Origin of the sequence: Pseudomonas sp. ICMP 10191, from assembly GCF_001467335.1 — a bacterium.
Lineage (GTDB): Bacteria > Pseudomonadota > Gammaproteobacteria > Pseudomonadales > Pseudomonadaceae > Aquipseudomonas > Aquipseudomonas cerasi.
In genome coordinates this window covers 1-2098 of the sequence record NZ_LKGW01000177.1, presented here as the reverse complement: position 1 = coordinate 2098, position 2098 = coordinate 1, and the positions used below count along the sequence as shown (strand labels likewise).

Below are 2098 nucleotides of genomic sequence, written 5' to 3'. Positions count from 1 at the left end.
GTAACCGTCCGGGCAACTCATCTAGCGTAGCTGGCTCTATTGTTTTACGAGATTGCGCAACGATGAAGCTCAGCCCTCAATGTCGATCAGGGACTGCCGGGCATCATCACCCCAGTCAGACCCGATCAAAGCACTTTCTCGTGCTATCAACAATTGAAACGCTTGAGATTCCTTTCAAGCGTTGCTGGATAACTTAAACTTGCCGACTACGCTGCGAAGTTCATTAGCGAGCAATGAAAGCTCGTCAGCCGTTACGGCGTTGTCCTCTACGCCTTCCATGACGATTAAGCTGCTGTTTCGAATGCCGATGACGTTGCGATTGATATCCTCTGAGACCGAATGTTGCTGCACCGCCGCACTTGCAATCTGAGTGTTCATGCCCACAATTCCGTCTACTGCTTCATTGATCTGGTTCAGGCTGCCAGACGCTTGGCTCGCTGCCTGAATGCATTCCCTAGCTCGGGTTTGCCCAGCTTTCATCTGTTGAACAGCGGCATCAGTAGCGCCTTGCAACTGTTGGATGATCCGTCGAATTTCTTCTGTGGAGTTTTGTGTGCGCGAGGCCAGAGTCCGCACTTCGTCAGCCACGACCGCGAAACCACGGCCTTGCTCGCCAGCTCGCGCCGCCTCGATGGCCGCGTTAAGGGCCAGCAGGTTAGTCTGATCCGCGATGGTACTGATGACCTCGATGACACCACCGATTTCTTTGCTGTGTGTCGCTAACGCTTCGACTTTGTTTGCACTGAGCTCCACTTCGTTGGCCAACGCCTCAATAGCGGCACTTGTTTCAATCATAACTTTCAAGCCGTCGTTAGACGCACTGCTTGCAGATTCAGCGGCACGTGCTGCGCCCTCGGTATTCTGGGCCACGTCGGCAACGCTCGCGGTCATTTCGTTGATGGCAGTAGCAACCTGCTCGGTTTCAGCCTGTTGTGAGTTCATTGAGGCTTTGGCTTGGCCTATGGAGATCTCTAGTCGCTTTGCCGCATCTGAGACTGAATGCGAGCTACGCTCCACCTGGCTCAGTGAGCCAGAGAAGGCCGTTACCATGCGGTTAAGTCCCTCGCCTACATCACCGATTTCATCGTGGCTGTTGATTCGGACGCGCGCGCTCAGATCGCCTTGAGCAATACGTGCCGTCACAGCTAGGAGCTCATCAACCCCAATCCGCAGAGCCTTGTAGATGCCGACGAACGCATAGAGCAGCAGTATCGCAATGGCGATAAATAGCTCAGTGCCGAAAGTACGCTCATTACTCAGTGTATTCAGACGCTCATCAATTCGAATTCGCAGCGATTCCTGGATCTGATCCTGAGCTTTGTAAAACTGAGCAACGACGGCGTTTCCACGCTCGCCCAAGGTGTTGGCATTCACGTTTGAGCGCTTGCTCGGATCAAGGTAGTCCACCAGGTCTTTACGCAGATTTTCCAGGTCGGTAATGGCTGTTGTTACAGACGGCTGAACTACACCAGATAATTTCGGCTCTTCTCGGCGAAGCAGGGAAAGGCTCTGCTGCAACTCTTGACGCATTAGCAGCTCCTGTTTCAACAAAGTCTGGGCAAAAATACGAGTGGTGTCGTCCAGAGGACGGTCAGCGCTAAAACCGCTGGCCAGACCGCGAATCTGTCCGACCAGATTTATTTGCCGAGGCAGACGTATAGAGCTTAGATCGATGAGGTACAACGAACCTGCTTCTTCGTCCAAAATCATGCCGGAAGTGGCCGTAATGTAGTAAACGAAATTCATTAGGTCGGTTAACTGGTCGTTCCACGCGGAAAAGATCACCAAAGGTGCTTCGCCTGCTTTGGCGCGTTCAACCAGCTGCACACTAGCGGTACGCAACGTCTGAACTCGGTCTGTCGTTGCCAGTTGGGTGCTAAATTTTGCGTCCTGCGCAGCAAGAGTCGCATAGGCATCGTTAAGCTTTTCAGCATTGCGTGCTGCATTGGCTACTGCGTTGGTGTCACCGCTGAGCATGCCGTGTGTCAGCGCCCTCTGAATCATGGTTAGACGCAGGATAGGGGTGACGTCCAACAAGTATTGTTGACCCACCTGTTCATGCTTGATGCCCGTGATGCTCGTGTTCAGTGAAAGCATC

Annotated in this window: 1 protein-coding gene and 1 pseudogene; both read right to left on the bottom strand. The window is 53.0% G+C overall.

The genetic code is table 11. The features are described from left to right. Window positions 1-174: 174 nt before the first annotated feature. The gene (locus AO388_RS30510) at window positions 175-891 is read right to left on the bottom strand and encodes a methyl-accepting chemotaxis protein (RefSeq protein ID WP_442963831.1); all 717 of its coding nucleotides are present in this window, start codon (window positions 889-891) and stop codon (window positions 175-177) included. A 204-nt stretch (window positions 892-1095) separates the two neighbouring features. Continuing rightward, window positions 1096-1530, bottom strand: a pseudogene (locus tag AO388_RS30505) (methyl-accepting chemotaxis protein); the annotation flags it as partial. Window positions 1531-2098 lie beyond the last annotated feature (568 nt).

What these genes read in the sequence shown, in the direction of transcription:
- AO388_RS30510 (WP_442963831.1), bottom strand. Translation starts at nt 891, where the DNA reads ATGACCGCGAGCGTTGCCGACGTGGCCCAGAATACCGAGGGCGCAGCA.